This is a genomic window from Kordiimonas sp., assembly GCF_048260245.1.
Taxonomy (GTDB): Bacteria; Pseudomonadota; Alphaproteobacteria; order Sphingomonadales; family Kordiimonadaceae; genus Kordiimonas.
This window is the reverse complement of sequence record NZ_JBLXGZ010000011.1, coordinates 72,518-93,822: the sequence shown is the minus strand read 5'-3', so window position 1 is coordinate 93,822 and position 21,305 is coordinate 72,518. Positions and strand designations below refer to the sequence as shown.

Below are 21,305 nucleotides of genomic sequence, written 5' to 3'. Positions count from 1 at the left end.
GGGAAACCGGCGCAAGCCCTAAAGCTTGCGCTGGATTTCCTCAAGTTCGTAAACCTCGAGCACATCACCAGACTTGAAGTCGTGATAATTCTCGAATGTAAGGCCGCATTCCTGACCCGAGCGCACTTCTTTCACGTCATCCTTGAAGCGGCGCAGGTTGTCGATCTGACCTTCGTAGATAATGACATCGTCGCGCAGAATGCGGGCCTTGAGGTCGTTGCGGATCGAACCTTCGACCACAAAACAACCCGCCGCCTTGCCAGACTTGCCAGCTTGGAAGGCATCGCGAATCTCGGCGCGGCCGATGATGTTTTCCTTGAATTCCGGACCAAGCTGGCCAGCCATCGCTGCCTTGACTTCATCAATCAGGTCATAAATTACCGAGTAATATTTGATCGTGACACCTTCCGCTTCGGCCGCATCACGTGCCTGTTTGTTAGGCCGCACGTTGAAACCAATGACAAGCGCACCGGATGCCTGCGCAAGGGTGATGTCGGTTTCCGTTATGCCGCCAACAGCCCCGTGGATCACACGACACTTGATGTCATCGTTCCCGGCTTTCTCCAGCGACTGTGTGATCGCCTCAACCGACCCCTGAACGTCACCCTTGATCACCACGTCGAAAGTCTGAACGCCTTCGTTCTCCTTCATTTGGGTGAAGATGCTCTCGAGAGTCTTGGGTGCGGCAACCGCAGCCTGACGTTTCTTGCGCTGCATATCCTGACGGTAGCTTGTGACTTCACGCGCACGGCTCTCGTTCTCAACCACTGCAAAGTCGTCACCCGCACCCGGCGCACCATTGAGACCAAGAACCTCAACAGGCACACTTGGACCGGCTTCGGTCACTTGTTCGCCCTTGTCGTTGACAAGCGCACGCACACGGCCCCACTCAGGGCCAGCCACGAAGATATCGCCAACACGAAGTGTGCCACGCTGCACAAGAACCGTCGCCACGGGGCCACGACCCTTATCAAGCTTGGCTTCAACAACCACACCTTCCGCATCGCGGTTGGCATTGGCTTTCAGTTCTAGAATTTCAGCCTGCAGTGCGATGGCTTCCTTGAGTTTATCAAGGCCGTCACCGGTTTTAGCCGAGACTTCAACTTCCTGCGTATCGCCAGAGAAGCTCTCGGTTACAACTTCGTACTGCAAAAGCTCATTCCGCACACGGTCAGGGTTGGCACCTTCACGGTCCATCTTGTTGATGGCAACGATCATCGGCACACCTGCCGCTTTGGAGTGGTGGATGGCTTCAATGGTTTGAGGCATCACGCCATCATCGGCAGCAACCACGAGGATCACAATATCCGTTGCGCTGGCGCCGCGCGCCCGCATCTGGGTGAAAGCGGCGTGGCCCGGCGTATCAAGGAAGGTGATCTTGCTGTCACCAACCGACACCTGATAGGCACCGATATGCTGGGTAATACCACCGGCTTCGCCTGACACCACATTGGCTTCACGCAGGGCATCCAGAAGCGAGGTTTTACCGTGGTCGACGTGGCCCATCACGGTCACGATCGGCGCCCGTGACGCCAGATCGTCCTCATGGTCTTCGTCACCCACAAGACCAATTTCAACGTCGGCATCGGACACGCGGCGGGGCGTATGGCCCATTTCGGTCACAACAAGTTCCGCCGTATCCTGATCAAGCGTCTGGTTGATGGTGGCCATCACCCCGATACCCATCAGGGTCTTGATCAAAAGCGTGGCTTTTTCCGCCATCCGGTTGGCCAGCTCCTGAACCGTAATCGCTTCAGGAATTGTAACCTCGCGCGCCTGTTTCGGCTGGTTCGCGGACGAGTCCTGCGCCTGGCGCTTCTTGGCTTGGGCGCGCCGGAACGCAGCAATCGAGCGCTGGCGCTCATCACCACCGGAAAGGGCGCTGGAGATGGTCAAGCGGCCAGAACGACGATCGTCACCACGGCCACGGCCACGTGCTGGACGCTGTTCCTGTCCGGCGGGGGCACCTGCACCACCTTTTTTACGTTTCGAGCGCGACTTGCGCTCATCATCACCGTCGGGAGCCGGCGTTGCGGCCTGACGGGCCTCACCGGCTTTCTTGAGCTGAACCGCCCGCGCTTCAAGCTCGGCTTTCTTGCGCGCCTCAGCTTCCGCTTTTTCGCGTACCTTAAGGTCATCCTCGACCTTCTTCGCAGCGTCAACCTCGGCTTTTTTCTTGTTCTCAGCGTCGCGCTTCGCCTTCATGTCAGTCTCGGCGCGCACCCGGGCGTCTTCTTCTTCATCCCGCGCAGCCGCCTCGGCCGCTTCGCGAATTTTACGCTCGGCAGCTTCCTTGGCTTCACGTGCATCCCGCGCAGCTTTTTCCTTGGCTTCTTCCTCGGCCCGGCGCTTTGCTTCTTCAAGCACCCGCATGCGGGTTTGCTGCTCGGTATTTGTCAGGTTCTGGGCGCCCTCACCCGCAGGCTTTTTCGGCACATAAGACTTCGGCGTCTTGCGCGTTACAGACGGTGCGTCCGGGTTCGCAGGCGATTCCATCGCGCCACCCTTGTGAAGCACACGCTTTTTCTTGCGCTCGACAACCACTGCCTTGCTGCGCCCATGGCTGAAGCTTTGACGAACCTGACCGGTCTCAACCCCCTTGTTTACTCCAAGAGTGCCGCGGCCGGACAATGTCAGTTTCTTTTCGTCGCTCATATTACTCTTCGTTCCCTTGCGCTTCACAAGTCAGCGGACTCCAGTCCGCGCAACCGTATCAGTCGGCCTAAATCGGCCTTTAACATCTCCGTGCCGCCACTTGTCATCAGCAGCACATGAACCACGTTCTCGCGCCCCAGCGCATTGGAAAGCGCTTCGCGGTCAAACAGCGATACTGTTGGCACATCCATGCCCACAGCCGCTTTAATCTTGCGGCGCCCGTCTTCGGCACCGTCTGTTGCAGCAACCACAAGCGCCGGTTTCCCTGCGCCTTTTTTAGTGAGCGCCGCCTTGATCTTGTCAAAGCCCGTCACCAGGTTCCCTGCCCTTTGCTCAAGACCCAGCCTGTCAAGGCAGCGCCGCGTCATGAGCCGGTCGATCATCTCGACCAAATCTTCAGGCACCGCTTCGCGCCGCACGGTGGTTTTCAGCGACCGGCTGGCAGCCTTTGCAAGCTTGCCATCCTTGACAGCGTCAGCCAGTGCCGCGCCGTCTACACTGACCCACATGCCCCTTCCGGGCAACCGGGCGGCCACGTCCGGCACCATTGTGCCGTCAGGTGCCAGAGCGAGACGGACCAGTTCACTTTCCGGTCGCGCCTCATGGTTTAGTATACACCGCCTCTCACGCATTGGCTTGCTCTCTTGCGGTGCGGAAGGAATTACTCTTTTCCTTCTTCTGCTGACTCTTCAGCCGCAGCCTCAACAGGGGCCGCATCGACAGAGACTGCATCAACTGGGGCGGCCTCTTCACCATCCGCAGCCTCATCGTCGCTGGCAGCGTCTTCTGATGCCTCTTCGCCCTCTGCTTCTTCAGCGGCTTCGCGGTGACCGAACGCTTCCTCGGCAGATATCCAACCCAGAACGACACGCGCAGACATGATCATGTCACTCGCTTCGCCTTCGGCCAGAGGGAAGCCCTTCAGGATACCGTCGTCCTTGCTGGTAAGCTCGTCTGCAGCACACCCTGCGAAGTCTTCAAGGGTTTTCACCTCTGCTTCACCAAGGGCCACAAGCATCTGCGGCGTCAAGCCTTCCATATCGGCAAGATCATCACTAACGCCAAGCTCAACGCGCTTTTCATCAGCAGCGCGGGCTTCAGCCTCAAGGAAATCACGGGCACGACGCTGCAGTTCTTCCACGAGGCCATCATCGAAGCCCTCAACTGCCAGCAGCTCTTCAGGTTCAACATAGCCGATTTCCTCGACCTCTGTGAACCCTTCCGCTACCAACAGATGGGCAAGCGTGTCGTCAACATCAAGGGCTTCAACAAAACGCTTACTTTGCGTCATGAATTCTTCCTGGCGACGTTCGCTCTCTTCCGCTTCGGTCATGATGTCGATTGTCCAGCCGGTAAGCTGGCTCGCGAGCCGTACGTTCTGGCCGCGACGACCAATGGCCAGCGACAGCTGGTCATCAGGCACAACAACCTCCACGCGGGAGCGCTCTTCGTCCAGCACCACTTTCGACACTTCAGCCGGCTGCAGGGCGTTCACAATGAACGAGGCCACATCACCCGACCATGGAATAATATCGATTTTCTCGCCCTGCAGTTCGTTCACAACGGCCTGCACGCGGCTACCGCGCATACCAACACAGGCACCGACCGGGTCGATGGAACCATCGTTCGAGAGCACAGCGATTTTTGCGCGGCTCCCCGGGTCGCGGGCAACGGAACGGATCTCAATGATACCGTCATAGATTTCAGGCACTTCCTGCGCAAACAGCGCAGCCATGAGATCAGGCTTGGTCCGCGACATGAAAATCTGCGGGCCCCGGTTCTCGCGGCGCACTTCATAGATGAAGCCGCGGATACGTTCGTTCTGGCGGATATGTTCGCGCGGGATCACCTGATCGCGGCGCATGATAGCTTCCGCGCGACCCAGATCCACAATTACGTTGCCATATTCAACGCGTTTGACGACGCCGGTGACAACTTCACCAACCTTGTCTTTATACTCATCATACTGGCGCTGGCGCTCTGCGTCGCGTACCTTCTGCACAATCACCTGCTTGGCGGTTTGCGCTGCGATACGGCCAAAGTCCATCGGCGGCAGGCTTGAGGCCAGATAATCGCCAATTTCGGCATCGGCCTTGTCATGACGGGCGTCGTCCAGACTGATCTGGACTGCGGGTTCCTCGACTTCTTCCACGACTTCAAGAACCCGGAAAAGACGGATGTCACCGGTGTTTTTGTCGATCTGCGCCCTGATCTCGTTCTCCGCACCGTAGCGGGACCGCGCGGCTTTCTGGATCGCTTCTTCCATCGCCTCAAGAACAATGTCCTTGTCGATCGACTTCTCACGCGCCACGAGATCTGCAATTTGCAGCAGTTCCAACCTGTTTGCACTGACAGCAGCAGCCATCACATTCACTCCGTCGTTTCACAGCAAGAGCACCGCCAGATGACGACCCCTCGCTAAAACTTTATTCATCCACGGCCAGCTATTCGCCGTCCGCGGCCTGAGCACTATCTTTTCTCGCCGCGGCTTCTTTTTGTACCGCTTCAAGAAGTTCATCGGTCAGAAGAAGCTTGGCCTTGGCAATCTCGCCATACGCCAGTTCCACTACACCTTCGTCTTCTGTATCAATCTTGAGCGTCTCGCCATCAAACGCGGTCAGACGACCACGAAAACGGCGACGACCGTCAATCTGAGTCCCGAGCTCCACCTTGGCATCAAAACCAAGCCAGCGCTCAAAATCTTTTGGCCGCGTCAACGGCCGGTCTACACCTGGCGAGCTTACTTCCAGCAGGTACTCGCCCGGCAACGGGTCTTCCACATCAAGAATGAGCGAAAGCTCCCGGGACAGTTTAGCGCAATCCTCTACACCCATGGTGCCGTCCGGCTTTTCCGCCATGATCTGCAGGGTCGGCTTACGCCCACCGCCATAGCTCACACGAATAAGCTCGTAACCAAGCGCGGATACGGTTGGCTCAATGATCTCGGCAATGTTATTGGCAGCGTCGCTCACCAATCCTGTCCTTTCATTCACTTCTCTTCAGGCCGGGGAGGGCTATGCGCCCCATACTCAAAAACCATACTCAAAACACCGACCTCCCTGATGACACAGTGAGCGCAAAACCGCTCTGGGTGTGGGTCATCGCGGGCAGTGGGGTATTCCCCACTCCTGTGAAAGTTGACCATTCATCTAGGAGAAGCGGCCCCTATATACCGTCAAGTGGCAAGCCTCGCAAGCCCGAAATACAGGATTTCCGCGCGACCGCGTTATGCGAACCCGGTTTCCACCGGAACATCCGAGTCGTTTTACCTCTGCGGAGGTCTGCCGCCCTCAGCTGCGGGGCCGCCTTTGGTACCGAAAATAGGTCGCCCTGCCCTCAAGCGCTTTGATCTCATAGCGGGTTTCCGGCCAATCGTCCGGACGCGTGAGCCAGTCTTCCGGGCCTTCTGCCTGCCATTCAAAATCGTCACGCAAGCTCATCTGCACCATGGTCCATTCGCGGTACACCGGGTGGTCAGTACCTATACGCAGTTCCGCCCCGTCTTTCATGATTCGCGCCAGATCATCAAGATTGTGGCGGTTGACAAAACGACGACGTGCATGCCGCATCTTGGGCCATGGGTCGGGGTGCAGCAGAAACACCCTGGAGACCGACGCGTCCGGCAGCTTCCAGATAACGTGGCGCGCGTCGTCGCCGTAGATGCGGATGTTGCTGGTGTCAGTGTCTTCAATATGGTTGAGCAGCCCGACCACACCATTCAGATATGGCTCGCAGCCGATAATCCCCACGCTACGGTGATGATCGGCCTGCCACGCAAGATGTTCGCCCTTGCCAAAGCCGATCTCAAGCCAGATATCATCGACCCTGCCATCAAACAGGGCGAGGGGATCAAGCTCTTGCTCATCCTGCGCTGGAATGGCAATGCTGATGGTCGGCAAAAAGTCATCCATGAGGGACTGTTGGCGGCCGGATAGCGGCTTGCCCTTGCGGCGGCCGAAAAAGCGCTGCTCTGGCAGGTGAAAACCTTCGGGGATATTGGCGTCTTTTGTCATGGCGGCCCCTATAGCCGAACTGTGCACACAAGCAAAGTTTTTTGGCACAGTTTCGTCTCACATTTTGCACAAATCCGGGTATTTATTGCACAGGCCCTGCACAGTTTTGTGCAGGACAGAACCTATTTGCGCCAGACAAAAATCAGCCGCGCAAACAGGATGAAGGCACAAAGGATCGCCACAATCGCGGTGCGCAGAGGGCTTGAAAGCGGTGCAGCATCAATGGCTTGCGGCAACGGACTTTCCACCAGCCCCTGCTTGCCAAGGCCAAGGCTCGTGACCGTCCTTCCGTAAGGATCGACCACCGCACTCACGCCTGTGCTCGCCGCCCGCACCAAAGGCAGCCCCTCTTCAATCGCCCGCATTCTGGCCTGCGCCAAATGCTGATAAGGCCCTTCTGTCATGCCAAACCACGCATCATTGGTTATGTTAAGCATCCAGTCCGGCCGCTTGGACGGCGCGATCACCTGACCCGGAAAGACCACCTCATAACAAATGAGGGGCGAAAAACCAGGGATACCGGGTAGTTCAATCGTGTCAGCGCCCCGGCCACCAGTCCATGACTGCGCGCCCGTGAGCGGGTTTATACCCCATTTTTTCAGCGTCTTTTCAAACGGTATATATTCGCCAAATGGTACCAGATGAACCTTATCATACCGCGCATAGAGGTCTGCCTGTGAATTCACCGCGAAAAGGCTGTTGTAAAACTCGACCTCGCCATCTTTCACCGCAAATCGCGGGGCGCCGACAATGGCAAAGGAACCATAATCCAGCAATTTGGATAACCGCCAGCGGTGGATCGAGCCTTCCCGGTCGAACTTTTCGGTTTGCACCGCAGTTTCCGGCCAGATCAGCAAGCGAACACCCCGGGCACGCCCGTCCTCATCGCCATTACGTGAAAGCCGCATATGCTCGGCGAAATGGTCTTCGATCAAATGGGACAGCCATTTTTCGCGCTGCTGAACATTGGCCTGCACCAGCCGCAAGGAAACTCCCAGATGATATTCGGTCTGCGCCTCGGCTAGGCGCATATACCCCATGCCCGCCATAATACCGAACACAGCGACACCCGCCACAGGCGGCACCACACGCCGCCAACCTGTGCTGCCGTCCAGCACATACACAAAGGTACCTGCGGCAACAAAGGTCAGGAAGCTCAGGCCATACACGCCTATATAATAACCAGCCTGAGCAACCGGCAGCCACCCGGCCCACGCTGTACCGACAAGGCTCCAGGGGAAACCGGTAAACCAGGTACCCCGCGCCATCTCAAACAGCACCCATGCGGCAGCAAAGACCAGCACACGCAAGATTCCGCGCGCACGCAACTGGTAGGTCATCCAGAACACAAGACCGATATAAAGCGCCAGAACAGCCGCAAGTGCCGTCACAGCAAACGGTGCCAGAATCGCCGGCACGGCCTGTTGCTGCGTAAAGGAGTGGCCGATCCAGTTCAGACCAATGGTGAAAAAGCCAAACCCCACCCACCAGCCAAAGCCGAACGCCTGTGACCTGTTGTGCGCCCGGTCCAGCATGATCAGCATCAAGGGGATTGCGATAAACAGCGCCGGAAAGAAATTTGCAGGAGCGAACGCACGCGAGAAGACAACCCCAAGCAAAAAGGCGAGCGCAGGCAGACCGAAGCGGCTCTTTCCGTCAAGCCACGTCATCATTTGTGCAAGGTGGCTCGCAAGCGCAGGCGACGGCGCTGTTTCCGGAAGACGCTTATGATCCTGCATTATCTGCTGCTATCTGACTGTCCGGCTCGTTCTCTGGCGCAGGTTCAACACCCGGAATATGTATCCGGACTTTGTATATGCGGCGTGGGTCAGCATCCACCACCTCAAAGCGGTACCCGCTTTCATGGGTCACAACCTCACCAATTTCAGGTACACAGCCAGCCAGGGTGAAGACAAGCCCTCCGAGCGTGTCTACGTCTTCTTCATCTTCTTCGGGCAATAGATCGATCCCAAGCGCATCCTCAAGTTCATCGATCTCGATCCGTGCATCAGCGTCATAACCGCCACCCTCCAGTGCGCTAAGAACCGGCTCCTCGATTTCGTCGTGCTCGTCCTCAATTTCGCCGACGATTTCCTCCACGATGTCTTCCACCGTCACAAGGCCGTCAGTGCCCCCGTATTCATCTACCACTATCGCCATATGCGTTCGAGCCACACGCATTTTGGCCAGCAGGTCGATCACCTTCATCGAAGGCGGCACAAACAAGACAGGACGCTGAATACTTTCCATCCTGAAACTATCAGGGTCTATCCCGTCAGCCACGACCTTCAGCGCATCTTTAACATGCACCATGCCCACAACATCGTCTAACGTTTCCCGATACACCGGCATGCGGGAATGCGAGCCATCCGCAAACACACGTACCAGATCAGCATATGAGATGCCCTCAGTCACTGAGACAATATCGGCGCGCGGCACCATAACATCGTCAACCCGAAGGGCTGCATATTCCAGCACATTGAACAGCATCTCCCGCTGTTCCTGGCCCAGCGATGGACCCCGGGTCTCCTCCTCGTGCTCTTCAAGTGCTTCCTCAAGGCTTTCTCGCAGGGTTGTTTCACTTGGACGGAAGCCAAGCATTTGCTTGAGCGAACGCAACAGTCCTCCCTGATTGTTCACACCCTGATCAGTCATCGTCTTCATCCATGTTAGCGTCTGCAAGATATGGGTCCGGTATACCCATGCCTGCCAATATTTCGCGCTCCAGCGCTTCCATTTCTTCTGCCTGCGTGTCTTCGATATGGTCATGTCCCATCAGATGTAAAACCCCGTGTACGCATAAATGGGCCACATGATGGTCTGCGGGCTTGCCCTGCAAGTGAGCTTCCTGCAGCACAACAGGAACGCAAAGCACCAGATCCCCCAGCATGGCAGGCGGTCCGCCGGCAAGCGCAAAACGAAACGCATCATCGAGTTCGTCAGGGTCCGTTGCGGGAAAGGAAAGCACGTTCGTCGGCTTGTCACGGTCACGGTACTCGCGGTTGAGCGTCCGGCTTTCTTCTGCACCGGTGACGATGACAGACAAATCCATCGGCGCCGCCACTTTGGGTGCGGACGCTCGGAGCGCAGCGACAACGGCGGGGCCAATAACAGCGGCCAAATGGCCCGCATCGCCGAGTCCGCCGTCACGCAGATCAAAATCGAGGGTGAGACCGGGAAGTTCTGTGTCAGTTTCCCGGTCGATGATACTAGGTGATGGATCGTCGCTCATATCATTCTCTTAACGGCCATCTTCATCGCCGTAGGCTTCCACAATACGGCCCACAAGCGGGTGACGGACGACATCCCGCTGGGTAAACTTTGTCACGGCGATGCCGTCGACCCCGCGCAGGATATCAAGAGCATTCCTTAAACCCGAGCGTGTGCCCCGCGGCAGATCAACCTGGGTGATGTCTCCGCAGATGGCCATACGCGAGTTCTCGCCAAAGCGGGTCAGGAACATTTTCATCTGCATCGGCGTGGTGTTTTGCGCTTCATCAAGAATCACAAAAGCATTCGCAAGCGTGCGCCCACGCATGTAAGCAAGCGGCGCAATTTCTATCTGTCCACTGGCGATACGTTTTTCCACCTGCTCCGCCGGCATCATATCGTACAGCGCGTCATAAAGCGGGCGCAGATAGGGATCTACCTTGTCGCGCAGGTCACCAGGCAGAAAACCAAGATTTTCACCCGCCTCCACCGCAGGTCGGGAAAGCACGATACGGTCAATCTCCCCGGCCAGCATACGCGCCACTGCCATAGCAACAGCAAGATAAGTTTTACCCGTGCCCGCCGGGCCGACCCCAAAGACCATCTCGTGACTGAGCAGGTTAGTGATGTAATCTGCCTGGCCAGGTGACCTTGGGCCAATCACCCGGTTGCGGGTGATTATTTTAAGCTTGTCCTTGTCCGCTGCCGCATTGCCGCCCGGACGGGCCGTAATACTTTCGCCGCCAGAGACCGGCACACCCTCAGCCATACGGATTGCACCGTCTACCTCGCCAATATCAATCGGCTGTCCGGACGCCGCAAGCCTGTACAGGTCCTCAAGTATTTTTTTGGCAAAGGTGGTTCTGTCCTGCGCACCCTCAATCGCAACCCTGTTGCCACGGTTGATGATCACAACACCTAGACGCTGCTCTATACGCGCAAGATTCTTGTCGTGCTGGCCATAAACAATGGCGGCGGTCCTGTTATCGTCGAATTCAACCACCCGTCTTGCAGGCTGGCTGGTGTGGGATGAGTTGCCCGAAGCTTTGGGCGCTTGACTGGCCTTGGCATACATATCGTGCAGTTTGCGGCTCCTTTTCGCCGGCCCTACCGGGCACAAATGCACCCTAATTCAGGGCCCTGACAAGTTCCCCTTTGAGGCTGTGAGGCCCGGCTTCAACAATCCGTACCCGAACCAGTTTGCCCATATAATCAGTGTATGGTTTATCACCCGTCGCGTCCAGCGCATTGTCAGCATTTGCGACATTCACGTGCACAGACTGCAGGTAAGGGCTGCGACCAAGAAGCTGGCCCGCACGTTTGCCCTGCCGCTCCAACAGCACATCCATCTCTTTACCAACCGATCCTTCGTTGAATTCGAGCTGGTGTTCATTGAGCAGAGCTTGCAGGCGAGCAAGGCGTTCGGACTTCACGTCTTCCGGCACCTGCTCTTGGCTCACACTCGCTGGCGTGCCGGGGCGGGGGCTATATTTAAAGCTATAAGCCTGTGCATATTTGACGCGGCGCACGAGATCGAGCGTGTCTTCAAAGTCCTGATCGGTTTCACCGGGGAACCCGACGATGAAGTCACTGGACAGCGCCAGATCAGGCCGCGCGGCACGCAAGCGGTCAATGATGGCAAAATATTCGTCCCGCGTATGCTTACGGTTCATGGCATCCAGAATGCGGTCAGACCCGCTTTGCACCGGCAGATGCAGGTAGGGCATGCAACTTGCGATATCGCGGTGAGCATCAACCAGCTCCTGATCCATATCGCGCGGATGCGAGGTGGTATAGCGAATGCGGCCAAGTCCATCGATCTTGTCAAGCTCGGCGATCAAGCCACCAAGAGTGGCCGAGCCACCATTGCTGTCATCACCGTGAAACGCGTTCACATTTTGACCCAGAAGCGTAATTTCCACCACGCCACGTGCCACAAGGCGCCGGGCTTCGTCCACAATATCCTTTACCGGGCGGCTGTATTCTGCGCCGCGGGTATAGGGCACCACGCAAAAGGTGCAGAATTTGTCGCAACCTTCCTGAATGGTCAGGAAAGCAGCCGTACCTTCAAAGGCGCTTTCATCTGTAGGCAGATAGTCGAACTTTGTATCGACCGGAAACTCGGTATCCAGCACGCGGGCAGACAGGCGCCCACCGGTACGCTGTTCTTCGGCTGACTTCAGCATATCGGGAAGACGATGGTAGGTCTGGGGGCCGAGCACCATATCAATCGCTGGCGCGCGCTTCATCATCTCCGGGCCTTCGGCCTGCGCGACACAGCCCGCTACCGCGATATACATGTTCTTGCCTTCAGTAGCCCGCGTCTCCTTTTCCGCCCGCAAGCGGCCAATTTCGGAATAGACCTTCTCTGCCGCCTTCTCGCGGATATGGCAGGTATTGAGAATCACAAGGTCAGCGTCTTCCGCGCTCTCCGACTGCTCATAGCCGTGAGGTTTCAAAACGTCAGCCATCCGCTTGCTGTCATACACATTCATTTGACAGCCGTAGGTTTTGATGAAGACTTTTTTACTCACCGCACTGCTCCTGCCCCGCTGCTCGCAGGTTCACTCTTTTGGCCGCATCCAGCCCATATCTCGAAAAGGTGCCGGAGACTAGCATCAAAGCCCACAGAGTCAAGGAAACAGCGGCATTCAAATGCTTTCAGTACTGGTGATTTTATGTTGTCCCCAAGCTGGGGTCAAACGGGCCATCAGTATCCGGGGCTGGCAAAGCGGGAGATTGCGGGCCCATTTTTAACTCTGCGCGGTGTGCGCGCTCCAATCCGCGCCGCACTTCTGCTTCACAATAGGCTGCCAACGCTTTGCGCGATCCGGCCTCGGCAAGTGTGACAGGAGCATGAAATTCGATAACGGCTTCGATGCGGGCCCGGCTCATCAACTGACGCAAATGACCAAACAGCTCTACGTCTCCGAGCCATGCGACAACAGGCTTCTGGGAACGGATGAGCGGCATGCCGTTGACAGCCGTATAGGCCAGCGTGACCGGCTGGATCAACAGATGGTGATCACTGGCTTCGTCGGCGCGCTCTGCCACCGAAAACAGCGCTGACTTGAAAGGCGCGACACGCATACCGTCCGTTGATGTGCCTTCAGGGAAAAGAATAAGGCTGTGGCCTTGCTCCACCCGCTGCGATAGCGCATCCCGCTGCCGCGCGCTGTCACTCCGGCGTTCACGGTTTACAAAAATTGTTTTGTGCAACGTGCAAAGCAGGCCAATGGCGCCCCAGCCAGCAACTTCGGACTTGGCGATAAAGCTGGCGTTTTTGAGATGCCCACCCACCACAGGGATATCCAGCCAGGATATGTGGTTGCAGGCGTAAAGCACTGGGCCGTTGTGTTCATGGGGCGTCCCGCTTATCCGCACCTCAACACCAAGAATCCTGCACACAGCTCGGTGCCACAGCCCGGCCAGCGACCACCAACCGCGGGATTTCATCAGCCGGACAGCTATATATTGCACAGGCAGGATAAAAACGGACAGCGCCATTACCAGAAAGATACGCCCAACCCCCAACAAGGTCCAGCCATCTCCGCTCAGGTTTGACTTCAGTCCGCCATATTCCTCCGCCATACTTTCCGCTCCGCATCACCGCGCCAAAAAGGCACAGTGCCTTAGTCAGCTCATTTTTTTATCGGGACGCCGTAGAGCTCCATTCGGTGATCTACCAACTTGTAGCCAAGCTTGCGCGCGATCTCTTCCTGCAGCTTTTCTATTTCATCATTATGAAACTCAAGCACTTCGCCGGTTTCAACATTGATCAGATGATCGTGATGTTCATCGGAAGCAGGTTCATAACGCGAGCGGCCGTCACGGAAATCGTGCCGCTCCAGAATGCCCGCCTCTTCAAAAAGGCGCACGGTGCGATATACCGTGGCGATGCTGATGCCAGAATCAATCGCGGTTGAGCGACGGTAGACCTCTTCCACATCAGGATGGTCATCCGCTTCCGACAAGACCTTGGCAATCACCCGCCGCTGGTCCGTCATGCGCATACCTTTTTCCAGACAAAGGTCTTCAATATTAGGGTGATCCATATTCATGACCCTCGGGCACTCCTTCGCATCTCGCTAAGTTGGGAACAAGTCGGAAAGATGGCACAGCAAAAAGGCAAGCGCAAGGCGCAGCTGCCCGTATCTTGAGCACCATGCCAAGCCCTCGCATATTGGCGCGACTGAATCAGCTCTTTTTACCGCGCCCCAAACCAATTTTCTTGGCCAGATCCCGGCGCTGTTTGGCATAGTTTGGTGCCACCATCGGATAGTCACCCGGCAGGCCCCACCTGGCCCGATAGTCGTCAGGCGTCATGTCATACCGCGTCTTGAGGTGACGCTTCAGCATCTTGAGCTTTTTGCCGTCCTCCAAGCAAATCAGGTAATCAGGTGTGATTGATTTTTTGATGGGAACCACAGGCTCAGGCGTTGCATCTGCAATGGTCCCCCTGTTCCCCAAATCCTGCAGAGTGCCAAATACCTGCCCTATCAGGTTTGGTAACTCGTCCACAGCGACAGAATTCTTCGACACATATGACGCAACGATTTCCACCGTCAACGCCAACAGGTCTTCCTTGAGTAGTTTGTCTTGCTCCATATCCCTCAGTCCGGCTTACTAGGTTGAACTGGAACTTGTTCATGTTGTGCTTTCCAGCACCACACACCTACGTTATACAAAGCGCCCCACTCAAAAAGGGAAACAGGCATGCCTCAGCCCGACCTATCTCAAGATCTCGACCTTCGAGGTGCCTATTGCCCCATGGCCTTTGTCAAAGCAAAAATTCACCTCGACAGCCTTTCCAGTGGAGACACAACCCTTATCCTCTATGAGGATACTCCTCCAAACGAGCCACTTGTCAGGTCGATCCAATCCCTTGGACACAATGTCCTTTCAAAAACAGCTTTTGAACCAACACCGCCAACCCCCCACGCCGGAACAAAAATTGGGTCAAAGACAAATGACTATGTACAGTTAACCTTACTCAAAATTGAAGTAAATAGATAACACCTGTTTTTACTTAATTTTCTTTACCACTCGAGTGCTTATTTAAAATTAAACACAAACATAGTGCGTCAATGATTTTGCCACTTTGAGTTTGATAATACCTTGGTCTTTTACCCTGCGCTTGAAAACCGAAGTCTTCGTACAATTTAATTGCTCTCTCATTATCATCTCTTACTTCGAGGAAAACTTTCGAAATTTTTTCAGCCAGAAGGTCAACGATCATAGCATTCATCAACCCAAGCGCGATTTTTTGGCCTTGATACTGCGGTGACACGGCCAGAGTGATCAGTTCAGCCTCATCAGCTGCCACACGGTCCATGATGAATCCCGCAACCTTGTCACCGTCCAGCGCAACCCGGACAGAGACACCCGGCATTGCCATCAAAGAGAGGAGTTCTTCCGGCCGCCACGGGCGCTCGTCCTGCGACGCAAAAGCACGGGCATGCGCCTCCGCAAGCTGGGAAAGCATCCGGGCATCAGGCGGTGATACAATTTTTGTCACGGGAAACATGGCACTATTCAGTCGGCAGGAGTGCTTTTGCCTTCACAGCATCCGCCGCGCGCAGATAGGTGGGCTCCGCCGGATGACATATCGCATCCAGAGGGGTTGCAAGCCGCCCAAGAACAACCGGATCAACCGCCTGTATGGAATTATCCAACCCGCCTGTCGCCAACGACCGGCCCGAGCCGACAACAACCCCCGGTACTGCCTGCACTTCAGCCGCTATGTCCGGCCCATCCATACTGCGTGCCTCACTTAAAATACGGGGCATGAATGCATACTCTGTGGTTTGGAAAGCCTGATGAAACCCCTGACCGCCGCGGCCCATGACAATAGCGTGTACTGTTGCGTCCGGTTCACGCACAGATGCCGCCAGCGCGACAAGGCTGGAGAGGCCGACGACCGGCACGTCAAGCGCAAGGCCCAACCCTCGGGCAACGGAAAGCCCGATCCTTAAACCGGTAAAGGTACCCGGTCCCGTTGTCACCGCGATCCGGCGGATACTGTCGTACCCGACACCACCCTCTACCAGGAGGGCATCCAGCATGGGCAGCAGCCTCTCAGCATGCCCACGACCTATATACTCAGAGCGAGAGGCAAACACTCGTCTTTCCTCAACCAACGCGGCCGAGCAACTTCCCTCACAGGTATCAATGGCGAGAATGCTCATGCCGCGCTAATTTCCTCTTGTTTTGCTCGCCTACAGAATAGCGGCAGCTTCTTCAAAGTCGAACCGTGGACTACGCGGGAAGATACCTTCATCTGAACCATATCCGATAGAGCAGAGGAAATTGACTTTATATGTTGTGCCTGCAAAAAATTCCCGGTTCACCGCATCCGCGTCAAACCCCGACATGGGGCCACAATCAAGGCCAAGGCTTCTGGCAGCAAGCATAAGGTATGCCCCCTGCAGGGTTCCGTTGCGGAAGGCGGTCTCATCCGCAACGTCACGATCAGAGAACCAGTTTTTTGCATCAGGGGCATGAGGGAACAGTTTGGGCAGATGTTGAGCAAAAGCATAATCGGTTGCGATCATAACTGTGACCGGCGCTTGCCTGACCTTCTTCTGGTTCCCTTCCATCAAATGCGGAACGAGCCGATCCTTTGCCTTATCACTCATGATAAAACGGAACCGTGCGGGACAGCAGTTGGCGCTTGTCGGGCCGAATTTCAGAAGGTCGTAAAGGGCGCGAACCTGCGCCTCGGCGACGGGCTTGTCCTTCCAGACATTGATCGTACGTGCCTCGCGAAAAAGCTGGTCAAGCGCTGCGTCGTTCAATTTCTCAGCCATTGGGAAACTCCATTGTTTAAATTCAGCCAATCCAGGCCGGACTTCTCGACACCGTCTTGCCAGCTTGCGCCAAACAAGGCAAGACTAGGGTACAAGGAAGGATGCTGACATGACATTTACCGCGCGGCTCACAAGCCTCATTTTGCTATATGCCACCTTGTCTATACATGCCTTTGCGGATCAGTCCGCAGTTGTATTACTTTATCACCGGTTCGGCGAGAATGATTATCCCACCACCAACATCAAACTTGATCAGTTCGATGCCCAGATCCGCATGATGAAAGAAAACAGCTATCACTTTATGAAATTGGGTGATGTGGTGGCGCAGTTGAAATCGAACAAATCCCTTCCGGAAAGAACCGTCGCGATTACGGTAGACGATGCCTACAAGTCTGTTGCGACCGAAGCCTGGCCACGACTGCAGGCCGCCGGCGTCCCCATGACGCTTTTTGTGGCCACCGATGCGGTGGACAATGCCACGAGCAATTACATGAGCTGGGACGATGTACGCAGGCTGCAGAGCGAAGGTGCCGAGATTGCGCACCACACCCACACCCACCTGCACATGGTCGACGCAGGTATCGACGCGGCTATGGCTGATGTGCGCACAGCAAGCGCGCGGTTTGAGGCCGAGCTTGGCAGCGTGCCAAAGCTGTTTGCCTATCCATACGGAGAATATGACCAAGCACTGCGCGCCGCGATTGAGAGCGAGGGGTTTGAAGCCGCGTTTGCACAGGTATCCGGTCCCGCCGCCATCTGGAGCGATGCTTTCACCCTGCCTCGTTTCCCGGTTAATGAGCGGTATGGTGATATGGAGCGCTTCAAGTTGATCAGTCAGGCCCTTGCCTTGCCCGTCAGCGACGTCGTACCACTTGAACCGGTCCTGCGCGATGAGCACAACCCGCCGCTGTTCGGCTTTACGGTAGATGAAAGTATACGAGGCCTATCGGCCCTTGCCTGTTATCCCAGCCACCTGGGCAAGCCAGCAGAACTCATCCGCATGGATGGCAACCGTATCGAAGTGCGGTTTGATAAGGCCTTTCCCAAAGGGCGCAACAGGATAAACTGTACCCTTCCCGCGGGTGGCGGGCGCTGGTACTGGCTGGGACAGTTCTTCTATATCAAAGGGGGCACACTGGATTAACCGTTGCGCCCCATCTCACCATAAGCCCTAATCGACTGCGCGCACGTCCACCACTTCAGGCACGTAATATTTGAGCAGGTTTTCAATACCGTGCTTAAGAGTGATGGTTGAGCTTGGGCAGCCTGAGCACGCGCCCTGCATCTGCAGGTAAACCACGCCTTCCTTGAAGCCGCGATAGATGATATCGCCGCCGTCACCGGCAACAGCGGGACGGATTTTCTCATCCAGGAGGGTTTTGATCTGTTCGGTAATGTCCGCGTCGGCTTCGTCTTCATCCACAGCCAACGCAGCCGCAGGCCCTTCAGGGTGCAACAGCACTGGGGCACCAGACGCGAAAAACTGCATCAGCCCGGCAAGTACACCCGGCTTGACGTCAGACCACTCCATCTCGGTCGGTTTGGTGATTGTCACAAAGTCGGAACCAAGGAAAACGCCCACTACACCGTCAAGTGCAAACATAGCTTCAGCAAGCGGTGAAGCCTCCGCCCCGTCAGGGGACGAAAAGTTTGCCGTGCCGGTCTCAAGCACCGGGCGACCGGGGAGAAATTTGAGCGTGTCCGGGTTTGGGGTGACTTCGGTTTCAATAAACATGACTAAATCCTTCTTGATTTAGCATTCATGTGGGCGCTCGGGCCACGAAGGTCAAGGAAAAAGACTTTAAACCGCGCGCAAGTTCTGCAAGCACCTTTCCAGCGGTAGCCTGCTTTTTTTGACCCTGCAAAGAACCAGAGCGCCCTGAATACGCTCAATCGCGATGTTGGACCATGTGTCCGGGTCTGTCACGCCCATATCGCGCGCCGCATGCGCAAGGCCAGAGGACCACGCCGCAACAGCGTCTTCAATACGGCGTGCAAAAAGCGCGCGGCCTTCGCCCAGCAACAGGCTGTTCATCAGGCAGATGGGAACATCACCGTCATAATAGCGTTCTGTGCCCTCCAGCGACCGCACGATCCGTTCTTCGCCACTCGCCTTAGTCGCAAGCGGTGCGATCACCAGCTTTTGGAGGCGTGCACCTGAATACGCGAGAACGTGCGCGGCCATCTCTGCCTTGCCGCCCGCGTAATGGTGGTACAGGCTCGCTTTGGATAGTCCGGCAGACGCTGCCAGCATCGACAAGCTCGCCCCTTCGTATCCATAGGTTTTGAACACAAGCGATAACCGGTCAGCCATACCTGATTTGGTATGTTTCGCAATACGAGACATGGGCGGCTCCTAGGGCAAAGTGCTCGGGCACTATAACCAAACGTTCGGTTAATTAATATTATTAAGTGCCGTGAAGGATCCGATTGATGACTTCGTAACTTTGCCCCAATTAAAAGCCATGCTAAAAAGAGCAGCAGAGTAGAAGAGGACCACATTCGCGTGAGCAAAAAACCAACCAACAGGAAACCTGCTAAATCGCCCGCGACCCAAAAAAAGCGCCCGCCGACACGTAAAAAGCTGGTTGTGAAATCGCAGGACACGGCTCCCTCAAAACGGTCCCTGTTCAAGCGTGTAACGTACGGGCTGTCGGTTGCGGCCGTCTGGGGTTTCATGTGCGGCCTCGTTATCCTGGGTTTTCTTGCCCTTGATTTGCCCGATCTTGATAATCTGCCCGCACCGGGCGCAGCAGATCAGGCCGTGGTGGTTAAAGCTGCAAACGGTGTCACACTTGTGACCCAGGGCCCCATCTACGGCGACTGGATTCCCGCCCCCGAAGCACCAGACGCTCTCGTCCGCGCGTTTCTGGCAGTGGAGGACCGCTATTTTTTTGACCATGGCGGCATTGACTTTCGCGGCCTCGCGCGTGCTGTGTTATCCAACGTAAAAGCCGGCAGGGTTCGGGCGGGCGGCAGTACGATCACCCAGCAATTGGCAAAGAATCTGTTTCTTTCCAATGAGCGCACCATGAAACGAAAGGCGCAGGAGCTTTTGCTCGCCTTTTGGCTTGAACAGAAGTTCAGCAAAGAACAAATCCTTACCTTATACCTCAACCGGGTTTATTTTGGTGGTGGTGCATACGGTATTGACGCGGCATCCCGCAAATTTTTTGGTCACAGCGCTACCAAACTATCTGTAGCGGAATCAGCAATGCTGGCAGGTCTTGTGAAGGCACCCTCAAGCCTTGCGCCACACATTAATCCTGACGGCGCGTGGGAGCGGGCGAAGGTTGTGCTGGGCGCCATGCAGGCCACCGGCGCGTTGACCGCCGAAGCGGCAGCCAAAGTGACAACACAACCACCCCGCATTATTGGTGCGGTATCTGGCCGCGACGTCAGATACTTCACCGACTGGATACTGACGGAAACTGCGCGTGTTGCACCGGCATCCCGCGGAAAATCACTGGTGATCTATACCACACTGGACCCCGGGGTGCAGCGCGCGGCCGCGATGGCACTTGAGCGCGGTCTGGACGGCGAAGGCGCGAAGCGCGGCGCCAGCCAGGGAGCCATTGTCGCGCTTGATCACGACGGCGCGGTCCGTAGTTTGGTAGGCGGTGTGAATTACGGCAAAAGCCAGTATAACCGAGCAGTTCAGGCCCTCAGGCAACCTGGCTCTGCGTTCAAGTTGTTCTCCTACCTCGCGGCACTGGAGAGCGGTATTGAACCAAACGACAAATACATTGACCACGAAATCAACATAGATGGATGGTCTCCCAAAAACTATACCGGCCTCTTCAGTGGAGAAATGGCGGTACGGGAGGCTTTCGCCCGGTCCATCAACACTGTCGCCGTACAAGTTGCAGAAGAAGCCGGGCGGGAGCGCGTCGCCGCAATGGCCAAACGCCTCGGCATAACAACACCGGTTATGCCGCTCGCCAGCTTGCCACTTGGCACGGAGGAAGTGAAACTGCTTGATCTAGCTGGCGCATACGCAGCTGTTGCCAATGGCGGTTTTGAAGCCAAACCCTATGGCATTGTCGAGATCACTACCCTTGAAGGGCAAGTGATATACCGCCGCACACCAATAAGCCCGCGTGCTGTGTTGACGGCCGACACCGCAACCGAAATGGCTGATATGTTGAAAGGTGCAGTTGAGGAGGGATCTGGTAAAAACGCCCGTTTAGACCGGCCAGCAGGCGGAAAAACCGGCACATCACAAGACAGCCGTGATGCCGTTTTCGCAGGATTTACCAGCGACATGACAGCCGCGGTGTGGGTGGGCAATGATGATAGCTCCCCCATGAAAGGAATTACCGGCGGAGGGTTGCCAGCCAGAATCTGGGCTGATTTCATGATAGAGGCCCATGCCGGTGCGCCGGTGCGGCCGCTGCTTGCTGACGCAGGTCTATTTTTAGCCGCTGCAAAAGACGATGAAAAGCATGAAGACCTCAAGAAGCAGAGAAAGAAAAGCTTCCTGAGCCGGTTGTTTGGCAACTAGCGGCAAGCGTCACGTCCCACATATTCCCGCCGCGACATAAGGTCCGCACGGCTTGAAGTCAGGGCTGCGGGCTGTCATACATCAGGGGATGAACTGAAAGGTCATGCCATGCCT

The 21,305-nt window shown here is 56.1% G+C and carries 21 protein-coding genes; 3 read left to right on the top strand and 18 right to left on the bottom strand.

Annotated elements, in window-relative coordinates:
* Positions 1-18: 18 nt before the first annotated feature.
* From infB to ACN0VM_RS08130, 13 genes are all read right to left on the bottom strand, one after another.
* Positions 19-2,655 (bottom strand): translation initiation factor IF-2, encoded by a 2,637-nt coding sequence (gene infB / locus ACN0VM_RS08190; RefSeq protein WP_417450382.1) that lies wholly within the window; start codon positions 2,653-2,655, stop codon positions 19-21.
* A gap of 23 nt (positions 2,656-2,678) precedes the next feature.
* Positions 2,679-3,287 (bottom strand): DUF448 domain-containing protein, encoded by a 609-nt coding sequence (locus ACN0VM_RS08185; protein ID WP_417450381.1) that lies wholly within the window; start codon positions 3,285-3,287, stop codon positions 2,679-2,681.
* A gap of 29 nt (positions 3,288-3,316) precedes the next feature.
* On the bottom strand, positions 3,317-5,020 hold the full coding sequence (gene nusA / locus ACN0VM_RS08180) for a transcription termination factor NusA (RefSeq protein ID WP_417450380.1): 1,704 nt from the start codon (positions 5,018-5,020) through the stop codon (positions 3,317-3,319).
* 79 nt (positions 5,021-5,099) lie between these two features.
* Positions 5,100-5,627 (bottom strand): ribosome maturation factor RimP, encoded by a 528-nt coding sequence (gene rimP, locus ACN0VM_RS08175; RefSeq protein ID WP_417450379.1) that lies wholly within the window; start codon positions 5,625-5,627, stop codon positions 5,100-5,102.
* A gap of 318 nt (positions 5,628-5,945) precedes the next feature.
* The gene (gene trmB, locus ACN0VM_RS08170) at positions 5,946-6,668 is read right to left on the bottom strand and encodes a tRNA (guanine(46)-N(7))-methyltransferase TrmB (protein WP_417450378.1); all 723 of its coding nucleotides are present in this window, start codon (positions 6,666-6,668) and stop codon (positions 5,946-5,948) included.
* Positions 6,669-6,790: 122 nt separating this feature from the next.
* Entirely contained in the window at positions 6,791-8,407 is a 1,617-nt protein-coding gene (gene lnt, locus ACN0VM_RS08165) for an apolipoprotein N-acyltransferase (protein WP_417450377.1), read from the bottom strand.
* Positions 8,394-9,323: a hemolysin family protein gene (locus ACN0VM_RS08160; RefSeq protein WP_417450376.1), complete on the bottom strand. Its 930-nt coding sequence runs from the start codon at positions 9,321-9,323 to the stop codon at positions 8,394-8,396. The genes lnt and ACN0VM_RS08160 overlap by 14 nt, the downstream gene beginning before the upstream one ends.
* Positions 9,316-9,900 carry an rRNA maturation RNase YbeY gene (gene ybeY / locus ACN0VM_RS08155; RefSeq protein ID WP_417450375.1) on the bottom strand — a complete coding sequence of 195 codons (585 nt, stop codon included), beginning with the start codon at positions 9,898-9,900 and terminating at the stop codon, positions 9,316-9,318. The genes ACN0VM_RS08160 and ybeY overlap by 8 nt, the downstream gene beginning before the upstream one ends.
* Positions 9,901-9,909: 9 nt before the next feature.
* A complete protein-coding gene (locus tag ACN0VM_RS08150) occupies positions 9,910-10,953 on the bottom strand; it encodes a PhoH family protein (RefSeq protein ID WP_417450374.1) in 1,044 nt (347 codons plus the stop codon).
* A gap of 52 nt (positions 10,954-11,005) precedes the next feature.
* Complete coding sequence (miaB, locus tag ACN0VM_RS08145; RefSeq protein ID WP_417450373.1) at positions 11,006-12,412, bottom strand: tRNA (N6-isopentenyl adenosine(37)-C2)-methylthiotransferase MiaB; 1,407 nt, start codon at positions 12,410-12,412, stop codon at positions 11,006-11,008.
* Between the two features lie 142 nt (positions 12,413-12,554).
* Positions 12,555-13,469: a lysophospholipid acyltransferase family protein gene (locus ACN0VM_RS08140; RefSeq protein WP_417450372.1), complete on the bottom strand. Its 915-nt coding sequence runs from the start codon at positions 13,467-13,469 to the stop codon at positions 12,555-12,557.
* A 50-nt stretch (positions 13,470-13,519) separates the two neighbouring features.
* Positions 13,520-13,939: a Fur family transcriptional regulator gene (locus ACN0VM_RS08135; protein WP_417450371.1), complete on the bottom strand. Its 420-nt coding sequence runs from the start codon at positions 13,937-13,939 to the stop codon at positions 13,520-13,522.
* Between the two features lie 136 nt (positions 13,940-14,075).
* Positions 14,076-14,486: a MucR family transcriptional regulator gene (locus tag ACN0VM_RS08130; protein WP_417450370.1), complete on the bottom strand. Its 411-nt coding sequence runs from the start codon at positions 14,484-14,486 to the stop codon at positions 14,076-14,078.
* A gap of 108 nt (positions 14,487-14,594) precedes the next feature.
* Here ACN0VM_RS08130 and ACN0VM_RS08125 point away from each other — a divergent pair, with 108 nt between their 5' ends.
* Positions 14,595-14,894 (top strand): sulfurtransferase TusA family protein, encoded by a 300-nt coding sequence (locus ACN0VM_RS08125; protein WP_417450369.1) that lies wholly within the window; start codon positions 14,595-14,597, stop codon positions 14,892-14,894.
* Between the two features lie 13 nt (positions 14,895-14,907).
* Here the strand turns inward: ACN0VM_RS08125 and rimI are convergent, their stop codons facing one another.
* Genes rimI through ACN0VM_RS08110 form a run of 3 tightly spaced genes read right to left on the bottom strand, consistent with a single transcriptional unit; the run spans position 14,908 to position 16,687 of the window.
* The gene (rimI, locus tag ACN0VM_RS08120) at positions 14,908-15,405 is read right to left on the bottom strand and encodes a ribosomal protein S18-alanine N-acetyltransferase (RefSeq protein ID WP_417450368.1); all 498 of its coding nucleotides are present in this window, start codon (positions 15,403-15,405) and stop codon (positions 14,908-14,910) included.
* A 4-nt stretch (positions 15,406-15,409) separates the two neighbouring features.
* Positions 15,410-16,066: a tRNA (adenosine(37)-N6)-threonylcarbamoyltransferase complex dimerization subunit type 1 TsaB gene (tsaB, locus tag ACN0VM_RS08115; protein ID WP_417450367.1), complete on the bottom strand. Its 657-nt coding sequence runs from the start codon at positions 16,064-16,066 to the stop codon at positions 15,410-15,412.
* 30 nt (positions 16,067-16,096) lie between these two features.
* Positions 16,097-16,687: a malonic semialdehyde reductase gene (locus tag ACN0VM_RS08110; protein ID WP_417450366.1), complete on the bottom strand. Its 591-nt coding sequence runs from the start codon at positions 16,685-16,687 to the stop codon at positions 16,097-16,099.
* A 109-nt stretch (positions 16,688-16,796) separates the two neighbouring features.
* On the opposite strand from ACN0VM_RS08110, the gene ACN0VM_RS08105 reads away from it, so the two are divergent.
* Complete coding sequence (locus tag ACN0VM_RS08105; protein WP_417450365.1) at positions 16,797-17,831, top strand: polysaccharide deacetylase family protein; 1,035 nt, start codon at positions 16,797-16,799, stop codon at positions 17,829-17,831.
* Between the two features lie 27 nt (positions 17,832-17,858).
* Here ACN0VM_RS08105 and ACN0VM_RS08100 read toward each other — a convergent pair whose 3' ends face one another.
* Positions 17,859-18,422 carry a NifU family protein gene (locus ACN0VM_RS08100; protein ID WP_417450364.1) on the bottom strand — a complete coding sequence of 188 codons (564 nt, stop codon included), beginning with the start codon at positions 18,420-18,422 and terminating at the stop codon, positions 17,859-17,861.
* A 66-nt stretch (positions 18,423-18,488) separates the two neighbouring features.
* Positions 18,489-19,034 carry a TetR/AcrR family transcriptional regulator gene (locus ACN0VM_RS08095; RefSeq protein WP_417450363.1) on the bottom strand — a complete coding sequence of 182 codons (546 nt, stop codon included), beginning with the start codon at positions 19,032-19,034 and terminating at the stop codon, positions 18,489-18,491.
* A 159-nt stretch (positions 19,035-19,193) separates the two neighbouring features.
* Between ACN0VM_RS08095 and ACN0VM_RS08090 the strand changes: the two genes are divergently transcribed.
* On the top strand, positions 19,194-21,191 hold the full coding sequence (locus ACN0VM_RS08090) for a transglycosylase domain-containing protein (RefSeq protein WP_417450362.1): 1,998 nt from the start codon (positions 19,194-19,196) through the stop codon (positions 21,189-21,191).
* Positions 21,192-21,305 lie beyond the last annotated feature (114 nt).